This is a genomic window from Mesorhizobium sp. M0152, from assembly GCF_040322415.1.
Taxonomy (GTDB): Bacteria; Pseudomonadota; Alphaproteobacteria; order Rhizobiales; family Rhizobiaceae; genus Mesorhizobium.
Genome location: NZ_JAMYTH010000008.1, coordinates 77,584 through 103,938 on the forward strand (window position 1 = coordinate 77,584; position 26,355 = coordinate 103,938).

22 protein-coding genes, 1 tRNA gene and 2 pseudogenes are annotated in these 26,355 nt (G+C 64.4%); 19 read left to right on the top strand and 6 right to left on the bottom strand.

Annotated features, from left to right (window positions below; translation table 11 throughout):
- Positions 1–148: 148 nt before the first annotated feature.
- Positions 149–1,570: a coniferyl aldehyde dehydrogenase gene (locus tag NKJ26_RS11135; protein WP_352695291.1), complete on the bottom strand. Its 1,422-nt coding sequence runs from the start codon at positions 1,568–1,570 to the stop codon at positions 149–151.
- Positions 1,571–1,875: 305 nt separating this feature from the next.
- Here NKJ26_RS11135 and recQ point away from each other — a divergent pair, with 305 nt between their 5' ends.
- Positions 1,876–3,717, top strand: coding sequence for a DNA helicase RecQ (recQ, locus tag NKJ26_RS11140; RefSeq protein ID WP_352695292.1), 1,842 nt, complete (start codon positions 1,876–1,878; stop codon positions 3,715–3,717).
- Positions 3,718–3,746: 29 nt separating this feature from the next.
- Here the strand turns inward: recQ and NKJ26_RS11145 are convergent, their stop codons facing one another.
- The gene (locus tag NKJ26_RS11145) at positions 3,747–4,709 is read right to left on the bottom strand and encodes a DUF1186 domain-containing protein (protein WP_352695293.1); all 963 of its coding nucleotides are present in this window, start codon (positions 4,707–4,709) and stop codon (positions 3,747–3,749) included.
- Positions 4,710–5,008: 299 nt separating this feature from the next.
- Between NKJ26_RS11145 and NKJ26_RS11150 the strand changes: the two are divergent.
- Positions 5,009–5,518 (top strand): annotated as a pseudogene (locus NKJ26_RS11150) (DUF2867 domain-containing protein).
- 207 nt (positions 5,519–5,725) lie between these two features.
- Here NKJ26_RS11150 and NKJ26_RS11155 read toward each other — a convergent pair.
- Positions 5,726–5,815 (bottom strand) — tRNA-Ser (locus tag NKJ26_RS11155).
- A 409-nt stretch (positions 5,816–6,224) separates the two neighbouring features.
- Here NKJ26_RS11155 and NKJ26_RS11160 point away from each other — a divergent pair.
- The 4 genes from NKJ26_RS11160 (at position 6,225) to NKJ26_RS11175 (ending at position 8,539) form a co-directional block, all read left to right on the top strand.
- Entirely contained in the window at positions 6,225–6,908 is a 684-nt protein-coding gene (locus tag NKJ26_RS11160; protein ID WP_352695294.1) for a 50S ribosomal protein L21, read from the top strand.
- A 99-nt stretch (positions 6,909–7,007) separates the two neighbouring features.
- Positions 7,008–7,277: a 50S ribosomal protein L27 gene (gene rpmA / locus NKJ26_RS11165; RefSeq protein ID WP_027027342.1), complete on the top strand. Its 270-nt coding sequence runs from the start codon at positions 7,008–7,010 to the stop codon at positions 7,275–7,277.
- 119 nt (positions 7,278–7,396) lie between these two features.
- Positions 7,397–7,984, top strand: a complete 588-nt coding sequence (locus NKJ26_RS11170) for a GNAT family N-acetyltransferase (RefSeq protein ID WP_027027341.1) — start codon at positions 7,397–7,399, stop codon at positions 7,982–7,984.
- Between the two features lie 3 nt (positions 7,985–7,987).
- Positions 7,988–8,539, top strand: a complete 552-nt coding sequence (locus NKJ26_RS11175) for a GNAT family N-acetyltransferase (protein WP_352695295.1) — start codon at positions 7,988–7,990, stop codon at positions 8,537–8,539.
- 7 nt (positions 8,540–8,546) lie between these two features.
- On the opposite strand, the gene NKJ26_RS11180 is transcribed toward NKJ26_RS11175, so the two are convergent.
- The gene (locus NKJ26_RS11180; RefSeq protein WP_352695296.1) at positions 8,547–9,416 is read right to left on the bottom strand and encodes an endonuclease/exonuclease/phosphatase family protein; all 870 of its coding nucleotides are present in this window, start codon (positions 9,414–9,416) and stop codon (positions 8,547–8,549) included.
- Between the two features lie 133 nt (positions 9,417–9,549).
- Between NKJ26_RS11180 and obgE the strand changes: the two genes are divergently transcribed.
- From obgE to NKJ26_RS11200, 4 genes and pseudogenes are all read left to right on the top strand, one after another.
- Positions 9,550–10,581 (top strand): GTPase ObgE, encoded by a 1,032-nt coding sequence (gene obgE / locus NKJ26_RS11185; protein ID WP_352695297.1) that lies wholly within the window; start codon positions 9,550–9,552, stop codon positions 10,579–10,581.
- A gap of 3 nt (positions 10,582–10,584) precedes the next feature.
- Positions 10,585–11,709, top strand: a pseudogene (gene proB / locus NKJ26_RS11190) (glutamate 5-kinase); the annotation flags it as partial.
- Positions 11,710–11,835: 126 nt separating this feature from the next.
- Entirely contained in the window at positions 11,836–13,122 is a 1,287-nt protein-coding gene (locus NKJ26_RS11195; RefSeq protein WP_352695298.1) for a glutamate-5-semialdehyde dehydrogenase, read from the top strand.
- A 291-nt stretch (positions 13,123–13,413) separates the two neighbouring features.
- Positions 13,414–14,001 (top strand): nicotinate-nucleotide adenylyltransferase, encoded by a 588-nt coding sequence (locus tag NKJ26_RS11200; protein ID WP_352600506.1) that lies wholly within the window; start codon positions 13,414–13,416, stop codon positions 13,999–14,001.
- A 108-nt stretch (positions 14,002–14,109) separates the two neighbouring features.
- Here NKJ26_RS11200 and NKJ26_RS11205 read toward each other — a convergent pair whose 3' ends face one another.
- Positions 14,110–14,958: a mechanosensitive ion channel family protein gene (locus tag NKJ26_RS11205; RefSeq protein WP_352600504.1), complete on the bottom strand. Its 849-nt coding sequence runs from the start codon at positions 14,956–14,958 to the stop codon at positions 14,110–14,112.
- Between the two features lie 242 nt (positions 14,959–15,200).
- On the opposite strand from NKJ26_RS11205, the gene rsfS reads away from it, so the two are divergent.
- The 8 genes from rsfS to NKJ26_RS11245 all read left to right on the top strand — a co-directional run bounded on the left by rsfS (position 15,201) and on the right by NKJ26_RS11245 (position 23,603).
- The gene (rsfS, locus tag NKJ26_RS11210) at positions 15,201–15,578 is read left to right on the top strand and encodes a ribosome silencing factor (RefSeq protein WP_010912111.1); all 378 of its coding nucleotides are present in this window, start codon (positions 15,201–15,203) and stop codon (positions 15,576–15,578) included.
- A gap of 85 nt (positions 15,579–15,663) precedes the next feature.
- On the top strand, positions 15,664–16,146 hold the full coding sequence (gene rlmH / locus NKJ26_RS11215; protein ID WP_352695299.1) for a 23S rRNA (pseudouridine(1915)-N(3))-methyltransferase RlmH: 483 nt from the start codon (positions 15,664–15,666) through the stop codon (positions 16,144–16,146).
- Between the two features lie 209 nt (positions 16,147–16,355).
- Positions 16,356–17,714 carry a murein hydrolase activator EnvC family protein gene (locus NKJ26_RS11220; protein ID WP_352695300.1) on the top strand — a complete coding sequence of 453 codons (1,359 nt, stop codon included), beginning with the start codon at positions 16,356–16,358 and terminating at the stop codon, positions 17,712–17,714.
- Between the two features lies 1 nt (position 17,715).
- Positions 17,716–19,047 carry a S41 family peptidase gene (locus NKJ26_RS11225; RefSeq protein WP_027027331.1) on the top strand — a complete coding sequence of 444 codons (1,332 nt, stop codon included), beginning with the start codon at positions 17,716–17,718 and terminating at the stop codon, positions 19,045–19,047.
- Positions 19,048–19,317: 270 nt separating this feature from the next.
- The gene (locus NKJ26_RS11230) at positions 19,318–20,499 is read left to right on the top strand and encodes a divergent polysaccharide deacetylase family protein (RefSeq protein ID WP_352695301.1); all 1,182 of its coding nucleotides are present in this window, start codon (positions 19,318–19,320) and stop codon (positions 20,497–20,499) included.
- Between the two features lie 27 nt (positions 20,500–20,526).
- Positions 20,527–21,048, top strand: coding sequence for an RNA pyrophosphohydrolase (locus tag NKJ26_RS11235; protein WP_352600496.1), 522 nt, complete (start codon positions 20,527–20,529; stop codon positions 21,046–21,048).
- A gap of 71 nt (positions 21,049–21,119) precedes the next feature.
- Positions 21,120–22,265, top strand: coding sequence for an alanine racemase (alr, locus tag NKJ26_RS11240; RefSeq protein WP_352695302.1), 1,146 nt, complete (start codon positions 21,120–21,122; stop codon positions 22,263–22,265).
- 81 nt (positions 22,266–22,346) lie between these two features.
- On the top strand, positions 22,347–23,603 hold the full coding sequence (locus tag NKJ26_RS11245; protein WP_352695370.1) for a D-amino acid dehydrogenase: 1,257 nt from the start codon (positions 22,347–22,349) through the stop codon (positions 23,601–23,603).
- 17 nt (positions 23,604–23,620) lie between these two features.
- Here NKJ26_RS11245 and NKJ26_RS11250 read toward each other — a convergent pair whose 3' ends face one another.
- Positions 23,621–24,502, bottom strand: coding sequence for a LysR family transcriptional regulator (locus NKJ26_RS11250; RefSeq protein ID WP_352695303.1), 882 nt, complete (start codon positions 24,500–24,502; stop codon positions 23,621–23,623).
- A gap of 352 nt (positions 24,503–24,854) precedes the next feature.
- Here NKJ26_RS11250 and NKJ26_RS11255 point away from each other — a divergent pair, with 352 nt between their 5' ends.
- Complete coding sequence (locus NKJ26_RS11255; protein ID WP_352695304.1) at positions 24,855–26,351, top strand: CoA-acylating methylmalonate-semialdehyde dehydrogenase; 1,497 nt, start codon at positions 24,855–24,857, stop codon at positions 26,349–26,351.
- Positions 26,352–26,355: the final 4 nt, after the last annotated feature.

A 26,355-nucleotide genomic window follows, 5' to 3' on the forward strand; every position in this document is an offset into this window, starting at 1 on the left:
GCCCGCGCCTCAGGAGAGGCACGGGCTTGTTGCCTGGGCGCTTGTGGCGCCGCGGTACTCAAAACATCACCGCAGGATGTCGACCCTGCCGCATGATGGTGAACATAAGCTTAACGCACCGCCTGGCCGGCACGATCGGCGACTGCCCTCAGGTGATATGCCGGAGCAGGCTGAAAAGCCGCTCGAACGTCTTCCCATAGGGCGGACGCAACAAGGCGCCCGCGCTCAGCCGGGACTGCAGGAAAACCGGCTTCTCCTTGCTGAAGGTGCGGAATCCCCATTCGCCATGATAGGCGCCCATGCCGCTGGCGCCGACACCTCCGAAGGGCTGGTTCTCCTGCACCAGATGCAGCATGCAGTCATTGATGGTGACACCGCCGGCGACCGTCTCGTGCAGGATGCGTCGACGATTGCCGCTGTTCCGGCCGAACCAGTAGAGCGCCAGCGGCCGGTCCGCCTTGTTCACGTGGTCGATCGCCTCGTCTATCCCGGCATATTCGATGATCGGCAGCACCGGGCCGAAAATCTCCTCGCGCATCAGCCGCAGGTTTGGCCCGGCGTTCCTGACCAGGGTCGGCGGCAATTTCCGGCTCGTGGTGCCGAGTTCTTCGCCGGCCGGGTTGATTTCCGTGACATCGGCCCCGGCATCGCGGGCCTCCGCGATCATCTCGCGCAGGCGCTGATAGTGCCGGTCGCTGACGATGGCGGTGTAATCGCGGTTGTCGCGCAGGCTCGGATAGAGCCGCGCCATTGCCGTAGCCAGCTTCGCGGCGACGGTTCCAGCCTGTCCCTTCGGCACCAGCAGATAATCCGGCGCGATGCAGGTTTGCCCGGCATTCAGGAGCTTGCCATAGGCGACGCTGGATATTGCCGCATCGAGGTCGCATGACGGATCGAGGATCGCCGGCGACTTGCCGCCGAGTTCGAGCATGACGGGTGTCAGGTTGGCGGCCGCGGCGATCGCGACCTGGCGCCCGACCGCGGTCGAGCCGGTGAACAGCAGGTGATCGAAAGGCATCGAGACGAATGTCTTGCCCATCTCGGCATCGCCGGTGACGATGCTGAGCTCGTCCGGCGCGAAATACTCGCCTGCCAGTTCGGCCAGCAAGGCGGAAAAAGCGGGCGTCAGTTCGGAAGGCTTGACCAGGACGCGATTGCCGGCGGCAAGTGCCGCGGTGACCGGCGCGACAGCGAGCTGAAAAGGATAATTCCAGGGCGACACGATGCCGACGACACCGAGCGGCTGTCGGACGAGACGGTTCCTGCCCGGCAGGAACGGCATTGAGGTGGCGACACGGCGCTCCCGCATCCATCCCCTCAGATGCGACAGCGCGTGGCGGATGCCGGCGCGGACGACGAACAGCTCCGCCAGCCGGGTTTCGTGCGCCGAGCGGCCGCCAAAGTCGGCGTCGATCGCCGCGCAGATGTCGGCCTCATGCCGCTCGGTAAGCGCCAGCAGCCGCTTCAGGCGATCCTTTCGCACGCCGATGTCCGGAAAAGGCTGCGCCTCGAAAGCCGCGCGCTGCAACTGGAACCGCTCGCCGAGAGCATCCTGTCTGGTCTGCAGCATCGCGCCCTCCCTGGCTTGCCGGGCCAAGCTTACATCGTACAGCGCGGGGGAATCCAGCGGGGGCGCGGGTGTCGCAGGGGAAGGTGCCCAGCCCAGGGGAAATATCGACCTGTCTGCTGCATGACATCACCGATCGCGCAGGTGCGAGGTAGATCGTGATCTTGACCGCAGCGTGCGAGCGCCCGTTCCTGTTGTCGTTCGACGACAGCTGCGCTACTGCAAGGCCTCACGCGGAGAGTCGTTTTGATCGGTTTCCACATCCTCTCCAATCCACCAAAAATCAAATCCAGCCCGGTGCCCGACTGATGCCGGCAGAGGCAGCGAACATCCCGGCCGAGGACCCCAAGCGGCGCGTCCTGAAGGACGTGTTCGGCTTCGATGATTTTCGTCCCGGCCAGGCGCCCGTGATGGAGGCGCTGCTGTCCGGGCGTCATGTGCTGGCCGTGATGCCGACGGGTGCGGGCAAATCGCTTTGCTACCAGGTGCCGGCGCTGGTGCTGGGTGGGCTCACCATCGTCGTTTCGCCGCTGGTGGCGCTGATGCAGGACCAGGTCGCCGCGCTGCGCCTTGCCGGCGTTGGCGCCGATACGATCAATTCCTCGCTCGACCGCGAGGCCAATGTCGCCGCCTGGCGCCGCGTTGCCTCAGGGCAGACGCGGCTGCTCTATCTCGCGCCAGAGCGGCTGATGACCGAGCGGATGCTCGAGGCGCTATCGAGGCTCGAGGTCAGCCTGATCGCCGTCGACGAGGCGCATTGCATTTCGCAATGGGGTCCCGCGTTCCGGCGCGAATATGAGGATTTGTCGCGGCTGCGCGGCATCTTTCCCGACGTGCCCATCATCGCGCTGACGGCAACCGCGGATGAGAGTACCCGTACCGACATCGAAGCGCGGTTGTTCGCCGAGCGCGTCGAAACGCTGGTGCTGGGCTTCGACCGGCCGAATATCAAGCTTGGCCTCGCGGCCAAGCAGGACAGCAAGCGGCAATTGCTGGATTTCGTCGAGCGTCACGCCGGCCGCAGCGGCATCGTCTATTGCCTGTCGCGCAAGAAGACCGAGGAAATGGCTGCTTTCCTGGAGCGGAACGGCGTGCGAGCGCTCGCCTATCATGCCGGCATGAGCAAGGACGCGCGCGAGGCCAATCAAAACGCTTTCATGACGCTCTCCGGCGTCGTCATGGTGGCGACCATCGCCTTTGGCATGGGCATCGACAAGCCTGACGTGGCCTACGTCTTCCATACCGATCTGCCGGGCAGCCTGGAGGCCTACTATCAGGAAATCGGCCGTGCTGGCCGGGACGGACGGGAGGCCGAGGCGCATATGCTGTTCGGCCTCGGCGACATCCGCATGCGCCGGCTGTTCATCGACGACGAGGACGCGCCGGCGGAGCACAAAAGGCGCGCGCATCGCCGGCTCGACACGCTGATCGGCTATTGCGAGACGGCGCAGTGCCGCCGCCAGGTGCTGCTCGGTTATTTCGGCGAGGAAGCGCAACCTTGCGGCAATTGCGACAACTGCCTCGACCAGGCACCGCGCGCGGATGGCGGGGCCGAGGCGCGGATCATCCTGGCGGCGATCGCGCAGAGCGGCGAACGCTTCGGCGCCGGCCATGTCATCGACATTCTGCTCGGTCACGAAACCGAGAAGATCCTGGCCAGGGGCCACCAAAGGCTCGCCAGCTTCGGCGGCGGGCTGGCGCACAAAAAGGACTTCTGGCTGTCGCTGATCCGGCAGCTTGCCGCTGGCGGCTTCCTGGAGCCGGATCCGGGCGGCCATGGCGGCCTCGCCATCGCGGAAAAGGGCCATGCGCTTGGCCGCGGCGAGATGCCCTTCCACTACCGCATTGAGCTGCGCGGGCGCGCCTCGCGCGGCAAGGTGCGCGCCGCCCAGGACATTGCGCAGGCCGAGAATCTGGACGCCGCGCTGCTCGCCACGCTCAAGGCGCTGCGGCTGCGTCTCGCCAAGGAGCGCCAGGTGCCTGCCTATGTAGTGTTCTCAGATCGCACGCTGATCGACATGGCCGAGCGGCGTCCACGCGACCTCGATGCGTTCGCCGAGGTGAATGGCGTCGGGGCGGCGAAGCTGAAGGAGTTCGGGCAGGCTTTTCTGCAGGCGATCGCGGAGCACCAGGCGAATGGGGCGGGCTGAAAATCACCGCCAACGTGCTGCGGCAACAGTCAACTTGCGAGGCAGCATTTCTTGAATTTCTTGCCGCTCCCGCAGGGGCATGGATCGTTGCGGCCGACATCACGCAAGGGGTTCGTGACCGGAGTCATGTTGGTGTACCAATTTCGGTCTAGCCAGGGCGATTGCCGATCTTCCCCGTCAAGCCCGACGCCATCGCCAAAACCGGAGCCGCGGGTCCAGTCCAGCGCCACGAGCACATCGTCGATGTAGCCGAGGTTGGCATAGTGGAACCGGTCGATGTCGTTCGGTCGTTGCTCGGCATCCAGCAGGTCGCGTTCGAAGTGGTGGTGTTCAAGCACGCCTTCCGGCACGCAGCCTTCGTCCCAGGCACTGTCGACCAGCGGAACAAGGTCGCGCAGGGCGAGCAGAGCGATTGCCTCCAGCCAGCCAATCCAGGCGTAATCGCCGTCGTCAGCCAGCTTCTCGTTGTGGAACCGCTCCAGAAACTGCTGTGTCCGGCCACGCTCGATACGGCCGTCCCAGGTCAGAAAGGTCATTGCGCCGAACAGCGCGTCGCGAACAAATTCGTCGACCGAGCGATCGGCGATGATGTCGACTAGGGCGTCGACATTGCCATCGAAAACACCGGCGATAATGGGCGCCAGGGATTCGGTAACGGCGTCGCCAAGCAGGCGATCGATTTCGTCGGCGGGGCGACGCAGCAGGCGCAGCAAGGGTTGGCATGCCTGGCCGTCGTGGGCGCCGCCCAGAATGTACAGGCCTCGGAAGAGTAGCAGCTCTTCGCCTTCCGACAGAGCTTCTCCGTCGGCCGCTCTTGTGAGGACCGCCCGCAGTGCGGGAGCGGATTCTTCTATCCTGACGGTACACTGCCGAATCGCGAGATCCGGTAACCGCCGCTCCGTTGCCACGGCATGAAGGTAGTGTTCTATCGGACCGAGATCGAAGCCCGGCTGGCCGTTGCCAAGGAATTTTTCCTCGTCTTCCTTCTTCATGGCATCCTCGTTCTTTCGCTTATGTCCGAATCTACCGAGACGGTCTGCCTTTGGACAGGCTGTTCGCGGCGGAACGGCAAATTCCGCCCTTGCGATCGTCACATTTGTACGGACATCCCACCGGCGCGGCTTGCCAACTTATGTCCGCTCAACCCCAATAGCGGCGGAAGAGCGGACGTTGCCCGAGGTCGCAGAAAGGCCAACAGCCGAAGTTCCTTGCTATGTTTGATGGGGAGCCCCGTTCGTGCTATCGGAATGCACCCACCTCTTCGCTTCCATTCAGTCCGGGCGAAACATTTATGGCGCGCGTTGCTCGAGTCGATTTGCCGCAACGTTCGGTGCTTAAGCCGCTCTACGCCAAGGCCGGCTTCGCTGACGCATTCGCGATCGATCTGCCGGGCAATGCTACGGGCGACGCCGAGCGCCTCGCCGCCCATATGCTTATGGGTCAGGCGCGGTGGGTTGGCTGGCTAATAGCTCTAAGGGACACCTTGGTTGCGGGGTTTGGTCTTAAGACCTCGTCTGAGTTGCGCGATGACGTTGCGACCGACAGGATCGACTTCTTTCGGGTCTACGATCGGCGTCGTCATGAGATTATTCTTGGCTAGGACGATCGCCATCTCGACTTCCGTTTGTCCGTTTTGGTTGAAGAGTCCGCTTTGTGCCGCCGACTTGTCGCCACAACGGTCGTGACCTTCAATCATTTGGGAGGGCGGGCCTATATCGCCGGAATTGCGCCATTCCATCGCCTGATCGTAAAGTCGTCGTTGCGTCGAGCCGAACGATCGGGCTGGCCACCTGAGCTGTGAGGTCGCGCGCCGCCGGCTGGACCAAATTCGGTACGTGCTGGGTCACGTGTTGCGCCACAAGAGGCGCGCGTACCTTCCAGCCCAAGCATTTACATAAGGTACCCTGGCTTTGGGTCAGCCGCACCTCACTGACGCTGAAGCTTCGGAGGGCATCCTGTTTCGGGCACGGCTGCGCTAATCCTGCGAAGCTCGAAGGGCGAAGCAGGATGGCGGAGAGGGAGGGATTCGAACCCCCGATGGGCTTGCACCCATGCCGCATTTCGAGTGCGGTGCATTCGACCACTCTGCCACCTCTCCGCGGTCATGGTCGGCCGTTGCCGGCGCGGCGCACTAGATAACGGCTGAACGGGCAGGTTACAAGGCCAATCCGCGAGTTATTTGGCTTGCCGGACAAGCGGCGGATTCATAGTGGCTCCGGTGCGGCGAGGCGCGGGCGTTGCGGGCCATGCACGCATCCTTGCCTCCAGACGGGGGCACGCGTTCGATCGCGTTGACACGGCGGGTGCTTGTCCGCCGATAACGGTCTCGGCAACTCCCGACAACGGCGCTGCCTTGACTCGCACCCAACCTTCGGTTAGGGACAGCGCGCAATCGGCGTGGAGGGTTCTTCCGCGCCGCTTGTTTTTTGAACCCGCAGACTGACAAAAAGACGGCCGAACCGCCAGAGGCGGTTCATCGAGGCCGACCGAACAGCGAAAGGCAAAAAATGTTCGCAGTCATCAAAACGGGCGGCAAGCAGTATCGCGTCGCCGCCAACGATCTCCTGAAGATCGAAAAAGTCGAAGCCAATGTCGGCGATATCGTCGAAATCGGCCACGTGCTCGCGCATGGCGAGGGCGAGAATGTCACGTTCGGCGCGCCGTTCGTCGATGGTGCCTTGGTCACCGCCGAAGTCGTCGAGCAGGGCAAGAACCGCACGGTCATCGCTTTCAAGAAGCGCCGCCGCCAGAATTCGCGCCGCAAGATCGGTCATCGCCAGCTTTTGACCACCGTGCGGATCTCCGAGATCCTGCTGGGTGGCGCCAAGCCGACGAAGACGGCATCGGTCAAGGCGCCGAAGAAGGAAGCCAAGGCAGAGGCCGCGACTGAAGCGAAGGCGGAAGCCGCGCCGAAGAAGGAGCCCAAGGCCAAGGCAGCCGAGACAAACGCAGCCGAGACCGCGGCAGCGCCGCTGTTCAAGGCGCCGAAGGGCGAGCCGGACGACCTGACCGTGATCAAGGGCATCGGCCCGGTCGCAGCCAAGGATCTCAACGAACAGGGCATCATCACCTTCGCGCAGCTCGCCAAGCTGACGGAGAAGGATGTCGCCAAGATCGACGAGCACATGCCGTTCAGCGCCGACCAGATCAAGGACTGGCGCGAGCAGGCCAAGGAATTGGCGAAGAAGTAAGACGACCGGCGCGAAACGTCGCCGGATCGGACTTGAAACGGAACGCGAACGCGTTCATAAGACCATTCAAGCGCCCTTGGGCGCATCGGAGTTAGTTAGATGGCACACAAGAAAGCTGGCGGCTCGTCGCGCAACGGTCGCGACTCGCATTCCAAGCGTCTGGGCGTGAAGAAGTTCGGCGGCGAAGCCGTCATCCCGGGCAACATCATCATTCGTCAACGCGGCACCACCTGGCATCCCGGCGTCAATGTCGGCATGGGCACGGACCATACGCTTTTTGCGCTCGAAGCCGGCGCCGTGACGTTCAACAAAAAAGCCAACGGCCGAACCTTCGTATCGGTCAACCCGATTACCAAAGCCGCGGAGTAGCCGGTTCCGCACTAAAACACCGGCGCCCATCTCGGGAACCGGTGTCTGGCAATGCCAGGAAAAGGATCAGGGGAGATGGGTTTCCATCTCCCCTTTTTCTTGTGCCTGGAGGACTGCAAATGGTTGCCGAAGCGGAAGACAGCGACGACGAAAGTTACGCGATAGACTGCCCGGTGCTGGTCACCGAACGGCTGGTGATGCGGGCGCCCTGCGAAAGCGACATCGCACAGCTGGTCGAGCTGGCCGACAATCGCCATGTCGCCGAAATGCTGGCGCGCATGCCGCACCCCTATGGCGAGGCCGAGGCACGGGCATTCCTCGCCATGACCAAGTCGCGCCGTGCCGGCATCGCCTATGCCTTGACGCTGGCCGGCACCGACACCTTCGTTGGCTGCGCCGGGCTCAACACAACCGACCGCGGGCTGGAACTCGGCTACTGGATCGGCGAGCCTTACTGGAAGCGGGGCTACGCGACGGAAGCCGCCCACGCATTGGTCGACCTCGCCTTCCAGAGGACATCGATCCAGGTGCTGCACGCCTCGACGCGGGTGATCAATCCGGCCTCGCGCCGGGTCATCCACAAATGCGGCTTCCAGTACGCCGGCCAGGGCATGCTGAACTCCATCGTCGCCGGCCAGGTGCCGGTCGAGCGCTACCGGCTCGACAGGAAGACCTGGACCAGCCTGCGGAACTGGGTGCATTTTTGATGGATGACGCCGGTCAAGCCAATGGTCGATGACAGCAGCGATATTGAAACGGTCGCGATCGCGCCGATAACGCCCGAGGACGTTGAAAGCTTTCGACGCGCGCTTGATCTCGTCGCGCGTGAGCGGAAGTACCTGTCCTTCCTCGAGGCGCCACCGCTGGATCAAACCCGACGATTCGTATTGGACCGCATCGCGGGAGGCGATCCAGGGTTCATCGCCGTCGTTCGTGGCGAGGTTGTCGGTTGGTGCGATATCTCACGCCATGACCGGCTCATCCATGCCCATCGCGGCACCCTCGGAATGGGGATTGTTCCCTCTTATCGCGGGCGCGGCCTCGGACTGCGGCTTATCAATGCGACGCTGACGCAGGCACGCAAGGCCGGCTTTGTCCGCGTCGAGCTGTCCGTACATGCCGACAATGCCCGCGCCATCGCTCTCTACGACAAGGTCGGGTTTGTCAGGGAGGGTGTGCAGAGCGACGCTATCTGTATCGACGGACAATATGGCGATACGATCATGATGGCGATCGTCGACCGCGAAAACGCAGCCGGATGAAGAACCATCAGCCCAGTTCGACCCATACGGGGAGATGGTCTGAGCCGGCCGCTTGCCGGTCGACCCACAGGCGCTTCAGCGACCGGGCAAGCGAGGCGCTGGTGAAGATGTAGTCGATGCGCTTGTGGCGGTTGGTGTTGGCGGGGTCCTTGGGGTCGACCCAGCTGACGAGATCGTCGCCGGTGATATCGAGGCGGACGGCGGCGTCGACTGCAAAATCGGCGGTCAGCGGCATGCCGAATTCGTGGTCCGGCCGGCCGGCGAGTTCGACATATTCGGGCGAGCCGGCCAGCATGTTGAAATCGCCCATGGCGACAAAGGCTTCCGGGTGCGGCAGTTCCGGCAGTCCGATCTCGGCGACGCCGGACAATGCACCGCCTTCGAGCGCATAGTTCAACAGGCGCCGGCGCAGAAACTGGATCTGGCTGGCGCGTTCGACCGGGCTGCGGTGATCGAGATGGATGGAATAGAAACGAATGAAACCAAGCGGCGTCTCGATCAGCGCTTCCAGCGCGCCGCGCTGGAAGTTCATCATTTCGAAGCTGCGGCTGCGCGGCAAAAGCAGGTTGCGCGATAGATGAATGGGCGTCTTCGACAGCACCATGTTGCCGAGCTGGAAGGTCGTGGTCATGGCGCGGCCATTCTCGACGCGCGAGCCGATATTGGCCTCGAAATTGCTGCCATAGACGGCGAAATAGTCGGGCAGCGCCTCGCCGATCTCGGCGACCATGTCGCGCCCGCCGTTCCTCGGATTGTTGCGGGTGACCTCCTGCAGCGCGATCACATCGGCGCCGCGCACGGCATCGGCGATGCGGCCGACATCGTACTGTCCATCGAGACCGACGCCGTACTGGATATTGTAAGTTACAAGCTGCATGCCGACATCTCTCCGGCCAATCCCGCGCGGCCGTTGTCACAAAACGGGCCTCGCCCTTGGCCGCGCCTTGGTTTAGAGCAAGGCCAAGGGTTAAGAGCAATCCCGCAAAACCAATAAAGAAACCGCCAGTCCGATGAAATTTCTCGATCAAGCCAAGGTTTATGTCCGCTCCGGTGACGGGGGCGCAGGTTCCGTGTCGTTCCGGCGCGAGAAGTTCATCGAGTTCGGCGGACCGGACGGCGGCGATGGCGGCCGCGGCGGCGATGTCTGGCTGGAAGCGGTCGACGGGCTGAACACGCTGATCGACTATCGCTACCAGCAGCATTTCAAGGCCAAGACCGGGGTTCATGGCATGGGCCGCAACATGACCGGCGCCAAGGGCGCCGACGTGACGCTGAAGGTGCCGGCCGGGACCCAGGTTTTCGAAGAGGACAACGAGACGCTGATCTGCGACCTGACCGTGGTCGGCCAGCGGTTTCTACTCGCCAAGGGCGGCAATGGCGGCTTCGGCAACCAGCACTTCAAGACTTCGACCAATCAGGCACCCCGCCGCGCCAATCCCGGCCTGCCGGGCGAGGAGCTCAACATCTGGCTGAGGTTGAAGCTGATCGCCGATGCCGGGCTGGTCGGGCTGCCCAATGCCGGCAAGTCGACATTCCTTGCCGCGGTCACCGCGGCCAAGCCGAAGATCGCCGACTATCCGTTCACGACGCTGCATCCAGGTCTTGGCGTCGCGCGAATGGATGCGCGCGAATTCGTCATCGCCGATATTCCGGGCCTGATCGAAGGCGCGCATGAGGGCGTCGGCATAGGCGACCGCTTCCTCGGCCATGTCGAGCGCACGCGCGTGCTGCTGCACCTGGTTTCGGCGCAAGAGGAAAACCCCGGGAAGGCCTACAAGACCGTGCGCGGCGAGCTCGAGGCCTATGGCCACGGCCTGACCGACAAGGCCGAGATCCTGGCGCTCAGCCAGATCGATACGCTCGACGCCGAAGAGCGCAAGAAGAAGGTGGCCTCGCTGAAGCGCGCCGCCGGCCGCGCCCCGCTGCTGTTGTCGGCCGTCACCGGCGAAGGTGTAGAGGCGGTGCTGCGGGCCTTGATGGCGGTGATCGCCGAGGCCCGCGCGCAGATCGCCGCCCCGGTCGAGACGCGCTGGGAAAAGTAGGCCATGCAGTCGCTGAAGAATTACCGGCGCATCACCGTCAAGATCGGCTCGGCACTGCTTGTCGACCGCGCGACCGGCTTGAAGCGCGACTGGTTGGCCTCGCTCGCGGACGACATTGCCGTGCTTGCCAATGGCGGTGCCGAAATACTCGTCGTCTCGTCCGGCGCCATTGCGCTTGGCCGCACGATTTTGAGCCTCGGCAAGCGCGCCTTGAAGCTCGAGGAAAGCCAGGCGGCGGCCGCCGTCGGCCAGATCGCGCTTGCCGGCGCCTGGTCGGATGCGCTCGGCAGGGGAAGCCTGAAATCGGGCCAGATCCTGCTGACGCTCGGCGACACCGAAGAGCGCCGCCGCTATCTCAATGCACGGGCGACGATCTCGACGCTCTTGAAGATGAAGGCGGTGCCGGTCATCAACGAGAACGACACGGTGGCGACGTCCGAAATCCGCTATGGCGACAATGACCGGCTGGCCGCGCGCGTGGCGACGATGATGGGCGCCGACCTGCTGGTGCTGCTGTCCGACATCGATGGGCTCTATACCGCGCCGCCGGCGCGGGATCCCCAGGCAAAGTTCATTCCGGTGGTCGATCATATTACCCCGGATATCGAGGCGATGGCGGGGGCGGCGGCTTCCGAATTGTCGCGCGGCGGCATGCGGACGAAGCTCGATGCCGGCAAGATCGCCACCGCCGCCGGCACGGCGATGATCATCACGTCCGGTACGCGGCTGTCGCCGCTGATGGCGATCGAACGCGGCGAGCGTGCCACCTTCTTCCGGCCGAGCGCCAATCCGGTCAAGGGCTACAAGACCTGGATCGCCGGCCAGCTCGAACCGGCCGGCCGGCTGACGGTCGATGCAGGCGCCATCGGCGCGCTGCTGTCGGGCAAGTCGCTGCTGCCGGCCGGCGTCAAGCTGGTCAGCGGCAATTTCTCGCGCGGCGACACGGTGGCGATCCTGTCGCCCGAGGGCCGCGAGATCGCGCGCGGACTGGTTGCCTATGATGCCGCCGATGCCGTAAGGATCGCTGGCCTGAAAACGGCCGAGATCGAAACCGTGCTCGGCTACGAGGCGCGTTCGGCGATGATCCATCGTGACGACCTTGTGGTGAGTCATACCGGTGACCAAGTACGGGCCAGTGACCAAGTACGGGCCAGTGACCAAGCACGGGCCAATGACCAAGTACGGGGCAGCGACCAGGTAGAAGCCGGTGACCAGATACCGGCTGTCGACCACGTAACCGGCGGAGGATGAGCCATGCTGAAGCTGCATGAAAAATCCCGGGATGACACTGTGGCGCTGATGGCCGGTATCGGCCGACGCGCCCGTGCCGCCGCCCGGCCGCTGGCGATCGCCACGACCGCATCCAAGAACAGCGCCCTGGCCGCCATGGCAGACGCCATCATGCGCCGCCAGCAGGAGCTACTCGACGCCAATGCCATCGACATGTCGAACGGCAAGCAATCGGGCCTCTCGGCGTCTTCCATGGACCGGCTGAAGCTGACGCCGGCGCGCATCCGCGCCATGACCGACGGCATCCGGGAAATCGCCGGGCTCAGCGATCCCGTCGGCGACGTGATCGCCGCATGGGAGCGGCCGAACGGCCTGCATATCGAGCGTGTGCGTACGCCGCTCGGCGTCGTCGGCGTCATCTATGAAAGCCGGCCGAACGTGACGGCCGACGCCGGCGCGCTCTGCCTCAAGGCGGGCAATCCGGTGATCCTGCGCGGCGGCTCGGATTCCCTCAATTCGTCGGCCGCCATCCACGCGTGCCTGGTCGAGGGGCTGAAGGCCGCCGGCCTGCCGGAAGACGCCATCCAACTGGTGCCGACCGCCGACCGCGCCGCTGTCGGCGAGATGCTCAAGGGGCTCGAGGGCACGCTCGACGTCATCATCCCGCGCGGCGGCAAAAGCCTTGTCGGACGGGTGCAGAGCGAGGCGCGCGTGCCGGTCTTCGCCCATCTCGAAGGCATTTGCCATCTCTACATCGACCGTTCCGCCCAGCTCGACATGGCGGTGGGGATCGCCGTCAACGCCAAGATGCGGCGCACCGGCGTCTGCGGCGCGGCGGAGACGCTGCTGGTCGATCGCGCCGTTGCGTCCACCCATCTGGTGCCTATCCTCGACGCTTTGCGTGCCGCCGGCTGCGAGATCCATGCCGATGCCGAAGCGCTGAAGCTGTTTTTCGATGCCAAGCCGGCGACAGACGCCGACTGGGTGACCGAATATCTCGACGCCATAATCGCGGTGAAGCTGGTCGACGGTGTCGGTGGTGCGATCGAGCATATCGAAACCTTCTCCTCGCATCACACCGAGGGGATCGTCGCCGAGGATCCGAAGGCCGTCGAACGGTTCTTCAACGAGATCGATTCGGCGATCCTGCTGCACAACGCCTCGACACAGTTCGCCGATGGCGGCGAATTCGGCATGGGCGCCGAGATCGGCATCGCCACCGGCAAGATGCACGCGCGCGGCCCGGTCGGCGTCGAGCAGCTGACCTCCTTCAAATACCGCGTACGCGGGTCGGGACAGGTGAGGCCTTGACGCTTTTTGTCCTAAGGGCTTGAAGCTTGCGCCCAGCCACCCCCCTCTGTCCTGCCCGTCCTCCGCAGCTGCAGCGCAGCTGCTGCGGAGGGTGGACCGGACATCCCCCCCGCAAGGGGGGAGATTGGCTGACGCGGCGCCTTTCGCCTATCGCCGAGGTCGCCAGATGGACGCTTTCTCCGAAGCTGCTAATCTCCCCCCTTGAGGGGGAGATGTCCGACAGGACAGAGGGGGGCGCCTAGCACCATGCTGTCGTCGTCCCAGCCCCTCGTCCCCTCCGCATACCTCAAAATGCCGCATGCTGAAAAAGGCCTTGCGGTCGGCCTGTTCGGCGGTTCGTTCAACCCGCCGCATGCCGGCCACGCGCTGGTCGCCGAGATTGCACTGCGACGCCTGGCGCTCGACCAGTTGTGGTGGATGGTCACCCCGGGCAATCCGCTGAAGAACACGCGCGAGCTGGCGCCGCTCAGCGAGCGGCTGCAACTGTCGGAGCAGATCGCCAAGAACCCGAAAATCAAGGTCACCGCCTTCGAGGCGACGCATCATGTGCGCTACACCGCCGACGCGCTGGCGCTGGTCAAGGCACGCAATCCCGGTGTCGGCTTCGTCTGGATCATGGGCGCCGACAGCCTGCGCGATTTCCATCGCTGGCAGCGCTGGCGCGAGATCGTCATGACGTTTCCGATCGCGGTCATCGACCGCCCGGGCGCGACGCTGTCGTTCCTGTCGTCGGTCGTTGCCAAGACTTTCGACTATGCCCGCGTCGACGAAGGCGATGCGCCGAGGCTCGCCCGCATGAAGGCGCCGGCCTGGACCTTCATCCATGGCCCGCGCTCGTCGCTGTCGTCGACTGCCATCCGCAATCAGGGGAAGGGCTGATCGACGCGCTGATTCGGGTGGGCAATCCTGCGCAGACACGGCCACTCTCGTGAACAACCAGACCGAAACGGAATCGAGCCACGGCAACGGCACTGGAGCGATTGACCATTACCGGCGGGCTTCCGGCGCCGGGGTTTGCGGTGGCGGCAGCGGGATCGATATGCGTTCGCGATCGAATTCCTGCTTGGCGCGCTTGGTGAGATCGGCCTGGGTGGCGAAGAAATCCGCGGCCGACGTCCAGTAACGCAAGGTGATGGAGACGGTGCTATCGCCCAACGCCGCGACGAAGGCGGTCGGCGCCGGCTCGCGCTTGACGCGACGCTCGGCAGTGGCGATGGCAAGCAGCGTCTTCTGGGCGCGGTCGATGTCGTTCCACGAGCCGATGCTGAGCGTGATGTCGCCGCGCCGCACGCCGTTGCGCGAAAAATTGCGCACCGGCTGGTTCCACAGCGTCGAATTGGGCGCCAGGATGTAGACGCCTTCGGCGGTTCGGAGCTTGGTCGCGAAGAGACCGATTTCCTCGACCGAGCCGGCAATGGAGCCGACTTCGACGGATTCGCCGATGCGGAACGGCCGCAGCGCCAGAAGCATGATGCCGGCGGCAATGTTCTGCAGCGTGCCTTGCAGCGCAAGGCCGATGGCCAGGCCGGCGGCGCCGATGGCGGCGATGATCGAGGCTGTCTGCACGCCGAACTGGCCGAGTACCATGATGACGACGAGGATCAGGATGACATAGCGGATGAGCTGAGAGAAGAAATGCCGCAGCGTCTCGTCGAAGCCGTGAATGTGGCCGAGGCCGGCATAGACCGAACGCTCGCTAAGGCCGGCGACGACGTAGCCGACAACCAGAAGGATGACGGCGCCGATGGCCGAAAAGGAATAGGAGACGATCAGCGCACTGAGCTGCGAGAGCCCAGCCTGAACGGTCAGCAGGGCGTTTTGCGGATCGATCGGCATGATGGGATTCCGGTTGATCAATCAGCCGATAACCCCTGCGGAACGCCTGGGTTCCGATCTTTTGCATGCCGCGCGGAACAAGCCAGCCATCAAATGAGTTCGCTTAGAAGCGGGGCTCCGTCTTGAAACTGCAACGGAACTCTGCCTATCTAAGCGGTGTCACCTGCTTTAGGGGTGATTTGGTTGTTCTTGCTGCGAAAGGAAATACACTGAGAACAGCACTGCGGAAGAAGGCCGACATCGTGCCTTCGCCGGCCGGGATCAGCGTAAACGACGCCGTGTCCCGCGCCATCAACACAGTCCTTGCCAGTCTGGAAGACTCCAAGGCCGAAAACATCGTCTCAATCGACATTCAGGGGAAATCGAGCCTCGGCGACTATATGGTCGTCGCGTCGGGTCGATCGCACCGTCATGTCTCGGCTGTTGCCGACCATCTCCTCAAGGCGCTCAAGGATGCCGGCCTCGGCACGGCGCGCGTCGAGGGGCTGTCCGGCGCCGACTGGGTCCTGATCGATTCAGGCGACATCATCGTCCATGTCTTCCGCCCCGAAGTCCGCGAATTCTACAATCTCGAAAAGATGTGGCAGGCGCCGGATCTCGAGGAAGAGACCCTCCACTAAGCCGCCTTTGTTTTGATGCATGTCATTGCCCCAATACCGGTTCCCACTTTTGGTGACATGCATTAGCGGCTTATAGGGGCGAGGGATGAAGATATCAGTTCATGCCGTGGGCCGAATGAAAGCCGGCCCCGAGAGAGAACTCGCCGACCGCTATTTCGAGCGTTTTGCCAAGAGCGGGCCGGCGGTGGGGCTTGAATTCGCCGGCATCACCGAGATCGCCGAAGGCCGCGCGCAGGGCGCCAGCGAGCGCCAGCGTGACGAAGGCTCGAGGCTGCTGGCACAGTTGCAGCCGGGCACGGCGCTGGTCCTCCTCGACGAACGCGGCAAAAGCTTCTCCTCCGAAGAGTTCGCGGCGCGCATCGGGCAGCTACGCGACGGCGGCCGCAAGGCGCTGGTCATCGCCATCGGCGGCGCCGACGGTCACGATCAATCACTGCGCGACCAGGCCGATCTGGTGCTGTCGTTCGGCGCGTTGACCTGGCCGCACCAGTTGGTGCGCGTGATGCTGGGAGAGCAGCTTTATCGAGTGGCCACTATTCTGGCGGGACACCCCTATCATCGCTCGTGAGCCTGGCGCGGAATTTCCGACCAAGACCCACGAATCGACGCTCACCACCCGGATTTCCGCCCCAATGCCGTGCAAAAGTGCATCCTTGGTTTTTACGCCTGCCGTCCTCCCGCATTCGGGACGATTTTTGGGCGATATGCATTCGGGAGCGGGCCTTTCAAACATGGTTGATGGTTCGTTAACGAAGCCGCAGATAGAGTCGACCGCGAATGTCTGAAGGCTGGAAATGGACGACGAGTTCCTGGCGCGCGCGCTGCGGCATCGTAGCAGCGGCGGTGCTTCTGTCGCTGCATGTCACTTGGGCCGAAAACACGCTCGACATGGCCCCCGATCCGGACCAGAGCCGCGCAGAATACGAACAGGTTTCCAAGGAGATAACGCTGTCGTCGGAACGGCTCGCCAAGCTTGCCGCCGACATTGCCGCGGTCAAGAAGGACCACGCCTCGATTACCGCAGCGTTGATCCAGTCGGCGATGACCGAGCAGAAGCTTGGACAGGATATCGAAGATATCGGCGCCAAGCTGGAAGGACTGAAGGGCCAGGAAAAGAAGATCCGGGCTTCGCTCATGGCGCGGCGCGATGTGCTTGCCGAAGTGCTGGGCGCCTTGCAGCGCATGGGTCTCAACCCGCCGCCGGCCATCCTGGTCAAGCCGGAGGACGCGCTGTCCTCGGTGCGCAGCGCCATCCTGCTCGGCGCCGTGGTGCCGGAACTGCGCCAGCAGACCGACGCCCTGCTGGCGGATCTCAAGGAACAGTCGCGGGTGACGGCCTCGATCGAGGCCGAGCGGGCGCGGTTGACGGCGGCGGTCGGGGAGCAGACGGCGGAAAAGAAACGTCTCGGCATGCTGCTCGAAGCCAAGCAGAAGCTCGAGGCCGACGCGCAGGCGCAACTGACGGCCGAACAGCAGCGTTCGCAGGCGCTGGCCGCCAAGGCCAGCAGCCTGAAGGAACTGATCGCCTCGCTCGAAGCGCAGGCAGCCCAGAACCGCAAGGCCGCGGATGCGGCCAAGACCGCCAATGCCGGCCAGACGAATGACGAGCAGACGAATGACGGGCAGACGAGTGACGGGCAGACGGCATCGTTGGCTTCCCTGCCGGTTCCCGAAGGCAACCGGCTTACCGCCGCGGCACCCTTTTCGGCGCTGCAGGGGCAGATCGCGCTGCCAGTCACCGGCCGGATCAAACGACGGTTCGGCGCGGAGGACAGTAACGGCGCAGTGATGCTTGGCGACATGGTTGCGACACAATCGGGAGCCATCGTTACCGCACCGGCGGATGGGAATGTGCTTTATGCGGGGCCGTTTCGCTCCTACGGTCAACTCTTGATCCTCAATGCCGGCGACGGTTATCATGTCGTCCTGGCGGGGATGAGCAGAATCAGCGTCGCGACTGGCCAGTCAGTGCTCGCAGGAGAGCCGGTCGGCGCGATGGGAGAGGCCCGGGTGGCGAGCACCTCGGTTTCGAAGAATGGAAATGCCACGCCGGAGCTCTATGTCGAGTTTCGCAAGGATGGAAAACCCGTCGATCCGGCCCCATGGTGGGCGGACCGTTTTTCTGGAAGGACGTGAAATGATGCGGAAACTGTCGCTTCTGTTTGCCGGTGCGCTGATGGGCGCGTCCGCCATGAGCCTGGTTTATGGTGCGCCCGGCTCGGCAGCGAATGCTGCGGGGTCGGAGACCTACAAGCAATTGGCGATCTTCGGCGACATCTTCGAGCGGGTACGGGCACAATATGTCACGCCGCCCGACGACAAGTCGCTGGTCGAGAACGCCATCAACGGCATGCTCACCTCGCTTGACCCACACTCTTCCTACATGAACGCCGAGCAGGCGCAGGACATGCGCGTGCAGACCAAGGGTGAGTTCGGCGGCCTCGGCATCGAGGTCACCATGGAGAACGATCTGGTCAAGGTGATCACGCCTATCGACGATACCCCTGCCGCCAAGGCGGGCGTGCTGGCCGGTGACTATATCGCCAAGATCGACGGCGAGGAGGTTCGCGGCCTGACCCTCAACGACGCTGTCGACAAGATGCGCGGCCTGGTCAACACGCCGATCAAGCTCACCATCCTGCGCCAAGGCGCTGACAAGCCGATCGAGCTGACGGTGGTGCGCGACATCATCAAGGTAAAGGCGGTCAAGTTCCGGGTCGAGAACGACATCGGCTACATGAAGATCACCTCCTTCACCGAAAAGACCTATGATGACCTTGAGAACGCGATCGACACCATCAAGAAGCAGGTGCCGAACGATAAGCTCAAGGGCTATGTGCTCGACCTGCGCCTCAATCCGGGCGGCTTGCTCGACCAGGCGGTGAGCGTGTCCGACGCCTTCCTGACGCGTGGCGAGATCGTCTCGACGCGCGGCCGCGATCCGAAGGACGTCACCCGCTTCGACGCCAAGCCCAAACAGGTCGACAATATCGGCGGCAAGCCGATGATCGTCCTCGTCAACGGCGGCTCGGCCAGCGCTTCCGAAATCGTCGCCGGCGCGCTGCAGGATCTGCGCCGCGTCACGGTGGTCGGCACGCAGTCCTTCGGCAAGGGTTCGGTGCAGACCATCATTCCGCTCGGCGAGAACGGCGCGCTCAGGCTGACGACGGCGCTCTATTACACGCCGTCCGGCAAGTCGATCCAGGGCAAGGGCATCACGCCCGACATCAAAGTCGACCAGCCGCTGCCGGCGGAGTTGCAGGGCAGGGACCTGACACGCGGCGAGTCCGATCTCAAGGGCCATATCAAGGGCGCCGACGAGAGCTCGACCGGTTCCGGCTCGGCAGCCTATGTGCCGCCGGATCCGAAGAACGATCTGCAGCTCATCTATGCCGAGCAGCTGCTGCGCGGCCAGAAGACCGATCCGTCCTTCCCGCCCAATCCGGAAAAGGCCGTGCTCAACCAGTAAAAAGATAGAGCGGCGCACGCGCCGCTCTATCGCTGCACCGGCTTCGTTCTGGGCCCGGTGCTCAGGGCGGCCACAACAGTCTGGCCGCCTGAACGAAGCGATGCGATGCTGCCGGAACCGAAAGGTTCCGGCAGTTTGATTCGGGGCAAGTTGTTTCGAAGCAAGGCGAAGCCTCGGTTGATGGCGCCAGCGATGCGCCGGGGTTGATGGATTCGCGCATGCCGTTTCGAACGTTTGCGTATTCGAAGCCATGCGACCGGGGATTTGGGCTTGGCTGATATCGGCAAGGACATCGAACGCCCGCTGGGACTGACCGTCCGGCCGCCGCGCGCCGCCCGCAAGGTCAGCGCGGGTGTGCTCGCTGGAACCCTCGTCGTACTGGCCCTGGTTGGTATCTCCGGCGCCATCGCATTCAGGGAAAGGCCGTTTCGAAAGCCGCAAGAGGTTGCCGTCTCGACACCGAAGGTGGTGGCTGCGGCCGATCCTGCCGCACTGACGAGCGCCTTGGCGCCGGTCGCCGCGCCAAGGCCGGAGGCGCCGGCCAAGACAGGCGGGCCGCAGATCATCCATGTGCAGACGGAAGAGGGTGACGGGCCGCCCAAGGCGGCCATCGTCATTCGCGATCCGTCGACCATCGGCCAGAATCTGAAGATTGCGCATATCCCCGACAGGGCGCTGGTCGAAGCCAGCGAAACAGGGCCTTTGCCGATGCGGTCCGCCGATGGTCGGCGACCGTTCGACGTCTATGCGCGGCCCTGGTCGGGTGCGCGCGGGGCACGCGTGGCGATCGTCATCGGCGGACTGGCGGTGTCCCAGACCGGCACCCAGGCGGCGATTGCCAAGCTGCCGGCCGAGGTGACGCTGGCGTTCGCGCCGCAAGGCAACAGCATCGGCCGCTGGATGCAGGCCGGGCGGCAGAGCGGCCACGAGATCGTCATGCAGGTGCCGCTCGAACCGTTCGACTATCCCAACGTCAATCCGGGCCGCAACACGCTGACGGTGGCGGCGAGCGCGGACGAGAATCTGAAGAACCTGCACTGGGCGCTGTCGCGGACAACGAACTATACCGGTGTCATGAACTATATGGGCGCGCGGTTCTCCTCCGACGCGGCGGCGATGGAGCCGTTCATGGCCGAGCTTGGCAAAAGGGGCCTCGCCTATATCGATGACGGCTCGTCGGCGCGCAGCCTGGCACCCGACCTGGCATTGAAGGACGGCGTGCCCTTCGTCGGCGGCGACACCGCGATCGATGCTGTGCAGGATCGCGGCGCCATCCTGAAGAAACTCGACGGGCTCGAAGCGACCGCGCGTGCCAAAGGTTTCGCGGTCGGCATCGGCTCGGCTTTCGACCTCACGGTCGACACCGTGGCGTCCTGGGTTGCCGAGGCCAAGAAGCGCGGCATCGAAATCGTGCCGATCTCGGCAGTGGCCATCGATCCGCAAAAAGGCTAGCCCTCGAAAGACGGAAGAAACCGACTTATGCAAAAGACGAAAAAGGTCGATCGCGAGACGCTGCCTTATCGCCCCTGCGTCGGGCTGTTGATCCTCAACGCCGAGGGTCTGGTCTGGGTCGGGCATCGCATTGCCGAGCCCGACAGCGAATTCGCCGGCACGACACAGCTCTGGCAGATGCCGCAAGGCGGCATCGACAAGGGCGAGGAGCCGCTGCAGGCGGCCGAGCGCGAGCTCTATGAGGAAACCGGCATGCGCAGCGTCTCGCTGCTGGCCGAGGCGCCGGACTGGATCAACTATGATCTGCCGGACCACCTCGTCGGCATCGCCTTCAAGGGGCGGTATCGCGGCCAGACGCAGAAATGGTTCGCCTTCCGCTTCCATGGCGATGCCAGCGAGATCCAGATCAATCCGCCGCCGGGCGGCCACACCGCCGAATTCGACAAATGGTCATGGCGGCCGATGCAGGATCTGCCTGACCTGATCGTTCCGTTCAAGCGTCATGTCTACGAGGATGTGGTGGCGGCGTTCCGGCATCTGGTGCGATAATCGCGCGGGCAGCGGTCGAGATTGCCGTGCCTGCAGAGCCGTCCTATTGAGGGAACGCGACGAGGGGTGCCATGAACGACACCGTCAATCGGACTGTTGCGAAACCCGCCGCCAGTTGGCCGATCGGTGAAGCGGCGGCAGGAGCGATTCTGACCATCGATCTCGGGGCCATCCGCGAGAACTACCGGCGGCTGAAAGCGCGGCTGGCGGGCGCCCGCTGCGCCGGCGTCGTCAAGGCCGACGGCTACGGACTCGGCGCGAGCCGGGTGGCCTCGGCGTTGGCCAGGGAAGGCTGCGACATCTTCTTCGTCGCGCTGCTGGCGGAAGGCGTCGAATTGCGCAAGGCGATCGGCACCGGACCTGACATCTACGTGCTGAACGGGCTGCCGCCGGGATCCGAGCCAGAGGCGGTTTCCGCCGGCCTTTGCGCGGTCATCAACAGCACCGGACAGCTGAAAGCCTGGCGCGAGGCGGCGCGGCGCGCCGGCCGAAAACTGCCGGCCGCCATCCAGGGCGATACCGGCATGTCGCGGCTTGGCATGTCGCCGTCCGAAGTCGAAGCGGCGGTCAAGGACAGCAGCGCCTTCGACGGCATCGAGGTCAGATATGTGATGAGCCATCTGGCCTGCGCCGACGAGCCGCGCCACCCGGCCAATGAACAGCAGCGGCAGGCGTTTGATTGGCTGCGCGCCATGCTGCCCGAGGCGCCTGCCTCGCTTGCCAATTCCTCCGGCATCTTTCTCGGGCCGTCCTATCGCTACGATCTCGCCCGCCCCGGCGCCGCGCTCTACGGCATTAACCCGACGCCTGGGCAAGCCAATCCGATGCTGCCCGTCGTGCGGCTGCAGGCCAAGGTGGCACAGATGCGCAGCGTCGAAAAAGGCGCCGGCATCGGCTATGGCCATAGCTATCGCGCGGAAGGCCCGCTCAGGCTGGCGACGATCTCGTTCGGCTATGCCGATGGCTGGCCGCGCCGCTCCGCGTCGGCTGCCTGGTTCGAGGGCATGCGGCTGCCTTTCCTGGGCCGTGTGTCGATGGATTCGATCATTCTCGACATTTCCGCCTTGCCGGCCGGCCGCCTCGCGGAGGGCGACCTGGTCGAGCTGCTGGGCCCCTCGCAAAGCGTCGACGACGCGGCCAGCCATGCCGGTACTATCGGCTATGAAATCCTGGCCGGCCTCGGCCCGCGCTTTCACCGGCGCTACGTCAATGGCTAACCCCTTGGCGGGCGCGACAAAATCCGGCAGACAGTGGATGGCATGCCCGGTATCGGCGGCATCGTCGTGGAGCGTGATGCGATGAAGATCATGGTGCTGGGCAGTGGCGTCATTGGGGTGACCACGGCCTATTATCTTGCCGAGGCCGGCCACGAGGTGACGGTGATCGATCGCCAGAAAGGTCCGGCGCTGGAAACCAGTTTCGCCAATGCGGGCGAGATCTCGCCTGGCTATGCCTCGCCCTGGGCCGGTCCCGGCATTCCGCTGAAAGCGATCAAATGGTTGCTGATGAAGCACGGCCCCCTGGTGGTTCGGCCGGCCTTCGACCCGCATATGTGGACATGGCTGGTCAAGATGCTGCGCAATTGCACGGCCGAGCGCTACGCGATCAACAAGTCGCGCATGGTGCCGCTGGCCGAGTACAGCCGCGACACGCTGAAGGCGCTGCGCGAGGCGACCGGCATCACCTATGACGAGCGCACCCAGGGCACGTTGCAGCTGTTCCGCACGCAAAAACAGCTCGACGGCACGGCCGGCGATGTCGAGGTGCTGAAAAAGTATGGCGTGCCGTACGAGATCCTCGACCAGGATGGCTGCATTGCTGCCGAGCCGGCGCTGGCCGGGGTGCGCGAGAAGTTTGTCGGCGGCCTCAGGTTGCCGCATGACGAGACCGGCGACTGCAAGATGTTCACCGACAGGCTGGCCGAGCTTTGCGTGGCGCGCGGCGTCAAGTTCGAATACGACGTGACGATCTGGCGGGTCCTGCGCAGTCGTAACCGCATCGCCAATCTCAGCACCAGCAAGGGCTTCATAGCCGCCGATGCCTATGTGATGGCGATGGGCAGTTACTCGGCTGGCTTCATGCGCCGGATAAAACGGCCGATCCCGGTCTATCCGGTCAAGGGCTATTCGATCACCGTGCCGGTCAAGGATGCCGCCGCGGCGCCCGTGTCGACGGTGATGGACGAGACCTACAAGGTGGCGATCACCCGGCTTGGCGACCGCATCCGCGTCGGCGGCACCGCCGAGATTTCCGGCTTCGACCTCAGGCTGCACGAATCGCGGCGGCGAACCCTCGAACACTCGGTCGGCGACCTCTTTCCGGGCGCCGGCGCCATGCGGGAGGCGACGTTCTGGTGCGGGCTGCGGCCGATGACGCCGGACGGGCCGCCGCTGATCGGGCGTACCGAGGTCTCCAACCTTTTTCTCAATACCGGCCACGGAACGCTCGGCTGGACCATGGCCTGCGGTTCGGCCAAGGTGTTGGCCGACATCATCTCGAGCCGGGTGCCGGACATCGATGCCCGCGCGCTGGCGCAGGAGCGCTACCTTCGATAGCGGGTCAGAACGCCTGTCTAGACGAACAGGCTTCGTTCCCGTTCCACCGCCTTGGTGATGAAGCTGGCGACGACCTGGACGCGACGCAGCGGCCGGACCGATTCGTGGTAGACCAGCCAATAGGCGCGGCGGATGGGCGCCACGACATCGACTGACACCAGTTCCGGCATCGAGCGGGCGACGAAAGTGTGCAGGATGCCGATGCCCGCGCCGGACCGCACGGCCTCCGCCTGGCCGAGTGCCGAGGAGATGGCGAAGCTGGTGCGCCAGTCCGCGCTGAATTCGGCGGCGTAGTCGAGCGAAGGGCTGACGATGAGGTCCGGCACATAACCGATCAGGGTGTGCTGGTCAAGCTCGGCGGCGGTTCTGGGCAGACCATGCGCCTCGGCATAGGGGCGCGAGGCAAACAGGCCGAGCGAGTAATCGACCAGTTTTCCCGCCACCAACCGACCTTCGGTCGGCCGCTCGACGGTGATGGCGATGTCGGCCTCACGGCGCGATAGCGAAAAGGAACGCGGCACCGGCACCAGCTGGATGGTGAGTTCGCGGTGCTGGGCAGTAAGTTCGCCAAGTCGCTTGGCCAGGAAAGCGACGCCGAAACCGTCGGGCGCGCCGATACGCACCGTGCCGGAGACATCGTCGCCTTCGCCCGAGATCGTGGAACGCGCGGCGATCATGTCGCCTTCCATGCGCTCGGCAATGTCGAGGAAGCGCTCGCCGGCGGGCGTCAGTTCGCTGCCGGTGGTCAGCCGTCGAAACAATTTCGTGCGCAGTGCATCCTCGAGCGCGGCGATGCGGCGCGAGACGGTGGCATGATTGAGCTCCAGCCGCCTGGCGGCGCCAAGGATTTGGCCGGCGCGCGCAACGGCCAGGAAGACGCGAACGTCATCCCAGTTCATCTTACCCTCCCCCTCGTGGGGAGGGTCGATCCGCGTAGCGGAGCGGGGTGGGGGGAGGCCGGCGCGAGACCTCCACCCCGGTCAAACGATCTCCGCTTCGCTCCGACCGCTCGCCGACCCTCCCCACACGGGGGAGGGTGAGGGCCAGGAAGATGTCCGGCAGGACAGAGGGGAGCGCGAAGGAACGCAATCTTTCAATCCATGTAACAGCGACGGCACCCATCATTTGCGAGATTTGATGCTCCACCGTCAACCGTTATCTATTTTCTGCACAACGGTTGCGTTCTCACTCGCGTTGCCATCCGCCGGCCAAAGGCGGACAATGGACCATCACAACACAGGGAGAGAGATCATGATCGAATACGGTCATTTCATCGGCGGCAAGCGTGTCGCCGGGACCAGCGGCCGCAAGCAGGACGTCATGCAGCCGATGGACGGCACCGTGCGCGGCACGGTGGCGCTGGCTTCGCAGGCTGAACTGCGCGCGGCTGTCGAGAACGCCAAGGCGGCGCAGCCGAAATGGGCGGCCACCAACCCGCAGCGCCGCGTGCGCGTTTTGATGAAATTCCTCGAACTGGTCGCCCGCGACTATGACGAACTGGCCGACATACTGGCGCGCGAGCACGGCAAGACCATTGCCGACGCCAAGGGCGACATCCAGCGCGGCCTTGAAGTGGTCGAGGTCTGCATCGGCGCGCCGCATATGATGAAGGGCGAATTCACCGACGGCGCCGGCCCCGGCATCGACGTCTATTCGATGCGCCAGCCGCTCGGCGTCGTCGCCGGTATCACCCCGTTCAACTTCCCGGCGATGATCCCGCTGTGGAAGATCGCGCCGGCAATCGCCTGCGGCAACGCCTTCATCCTGAAGCCTTCCGAGCGCGACCCGGGCGTGCCGATCCGGATCGCCGAACTGTTTCTCGAAGCTGGCCTGCCGGCCGGCATTCTCAACGTCGTCAACGGCGACAAGGAAGTCGTCGACGCCATCCTCGACGATCCCGACATCAAGGCCATCGGCTTTGTCGGCTCGACGCCGATCGCCCACTATATCTATTCGCGCGGCACCGCGGCCGGCAAGCGCGTGCAGTGCTTCGGCGGCGCCAAGAACCATATGATCATCATGCCTGACGCCGACATGGACCAGACCGTCGACGCGCTGATCGGCGCCGGCTACGGTTCGGCCGGCGAGCGCTGCATGGCGATCTCGGTGGCCGTCCCGGTCGGCAACGACACCGCCAACCGGCTGATGGAAAGGCTGGTGCCGCGCGTCGAGAGCCTCAAGGTCGGCCCGTCGACGGATTCCGCCGCCGATTTCGGCCCGCTGGTGACGGCTCAGGCGCTGGAGCGCGTCAAGGGCTATGTCGACACCGGCGTCAAGGAAGGCGCCAAACTGGTCGTCGACGGCCGCGGCTTCACGATGCAGGGCTACGAGAACGGCTATTATATGGGCGGCTGCCTGTTCGACAACGTCACATCGGACATGCGCATCTACAAGGAAGAGATCTTTGGGCCGGTGCTCTCGGTGGTGCGCGCGCCGACTTACGAGAGTGCGATCAAGCTCGCCAACGATCACGAAATGGGCAATGGCGTTGCCATCTTCACCCGCGACGGCGACGCGGCGCGCGACTTCGCCTCGCGGGTTCAGGTTGGCATGGTCGGCATCAACGTGCCGATCCCGGTGCCGATCGCCTACTACACGTTCGGCGGCTGGAAGGCGTCGTCCTTCGGCGACCTCAACCAGCACGGCCCGGATGCATTCCGCTTCTATACCAAGACCAAGACGGTGACCTCGCGCTGGCCGTCCGGCATCAAGGACGGCGCCGAATTCGTCATTCCGACGATGAACTGACCGG

Bases quoted from the DNA above. Each gene is read 5' to 3' on its own strand.
- NKJ26_RS11235 (WP_352600496.1), top strand. From the start codon at position 20,527: ATGCAAAAGACGAAAAAGGTCGATCGCGAGACGCTGCCTTATCGCCCC.
- NKJ26_RS11220 (WP_352695300.1), top strand. From the start codon at position 16,356: ATGTCTGAAGGCTGGAAATGGACGACGAGTTCCTGGCGCGCGCGCTGC.
- obgE (WP_352695297.1), top strand. From the start codon at position 9,550: ATGAAATTTCTCGATCAAGCCAAGGTTTATGTCCGCTCCGGTGACGGG.
- NKJ26_RS11180 (WP_352695296.1), bottom strand. From the start codon at position 9,416: ATGCAGCTTGTAACTTACAATATCCAGTACGGCGTCGGTCTCGATGGA.
- NKJ26_RS11255 (WP_352695304.1), top strand. From the start codon at position 24,855: ATGATCGAATACGGTCATTTCATCGGCGGCAAGCGTGTCGCCGGGACC.
- NKJ26_RS11225 (WP_027027331.1), top strand. From the start codon at position 17,716: ATGATGCGGAAACTGTCGCTTCTGTTTGCCGGTGCGCTGATGGGCGCG.
- alr (WP_352695302.1), top strand. From the start codon at position 21,120: ATGAACGACACCGTCAATCGGACTGTTGCGAAACCCGCCGCCAGTTGG.
- NKJ26_RS11205 (WP_352600504.1), bottom strand. From the start codon at position 14,958: ATGCCGATCGATCCGCAAAACGCCCTGCTGACCGTTCAGGCTGGGCTC.
- NKJ26_RS11160 (WP_352695294.1), top strand. From the start codon at position 6,225: ATGTTCGCAGTCATCAAAACGGGCGGCAAGCAGTATCGCGTCGCCGCC.
- recQ (WP_352695292.1), top strand. From the start codon at position 1,876: ATGCCGGCAGAGGCAGCGAACATCCCGGCCGAGGACCCCAAGCGGCGC.
- NKJ26_RS11250 (WP_352695303.1), bottom strand. From the start codon at position 24,502: ATGAACTGGGATGACGTTCGCGTCTTCCTGGCCGTTGCGCGCGCCGGC.
- NKJ26_RS11175 (WP_352695295.1), top strand. From the start codon at position 7,988: ATGACGCCGGTCAAGCCAATGGTCGATGACAGCAGCGATATTGAAACG.
- NKJ26_RS11195 (WP_352695298.1), top strand. From the start codon at position 11,836: ATGCTGAAGCTGCATGAAAAATCCCGGGATGACACTGTGGCGCTGATG.
- NKJ26_RS11245 (WP_352695370.1), top strand. From the start codon at position 22,347: ATGAAGATCATGGTGCTGGGCAGTGGCGTCATTGGGGTGACCACGGCC.
- NKJ26_RS11135 (WP_352695291.1), bottom strand. From the start codon at position 1,570: ATGCTGCAGACCAGACAGGATGCTCTCGGCGAGCGGTTCCAGTTGCAG.
- rlmH (WP_352695299.1), top strand. From the start codon at position 15,664: ATGAAGATATCAGTTCATGCCGTGGGCCGAATGAAAGCCGGCCCCGAG.
- NKJ26_RS11145 (WP_352695293.1), bottom strand. From the start codon at position 4,709: ATGAAGAAGGAAGACGAGGAAAAATTCCTTGGCAACGGCCAGCCGGGC.
- NKJ26_RS11170 (WP_027027341.1), top strand. From the start codon at position 7,397: ATGGTTGCCGAAGCGGAAGACAGCGACGACGAAAGTTACGCGATAGAC.
- NKJ26_RS11200 (WP_352600506.1), top strand. From the start codon at position 13,414: ATGCCGCATGCTGAAAAAGGCCTTGCGGTCGGCCTGTTCGGCGGTTCG.
- rpmA (WP_027027342.1), top strand. From the start codon at position 7,008: ATGGCACACAAGAAAGCTGGCGGCTCGTCGCGCAACGGTCGCGACTCG.